Annotated in this window: 1 protein-coding gene; it reads left to right on the forward strand. The window is 70.8% G+C overall.

Annotated elements, in window-relative coordinates; translation table 11 throughout:
* Positions 1-219, forward strand: a 219-nt coding sequence (locus tag ACM9HJ_RS31055; RefSeq protein ID WP_416575679.1) for a hypothetical protein, incomplete at both ends; no start/stop codon positions are given.

The following is a 219-nucleotide window of genomic DNA, read 5'->3' on the forward strand; positions in this document are numbered from 1 at the left end:
GCTGAACCGGCCGGTGCAGGTGAAGCGCCCCGGCCTGGCCGATGCGGTCTATGGGCTGGACATATTGGGCCGTGTGGTGGCGGAGAAGGCCGGCACGGTGCTGGTGCGCACGCATGCCTACGACACGGCCGGCCGCAAAATCTCGGCCAGCGTCACCCTGCCCCGGCCCACCACGGGCGTAACGGGGACGGCCCCGACGGTGGCGATGGGCTTCACCTA

The organism is Niveispirillum sp. KHB5.9 (genome assembly GCF_048066115.1).
GTDB lineage: Bacteria > Pseudomonadota > Alphaproteobacteria > Azospirillales > Azospirillaceae > Niveispirillum.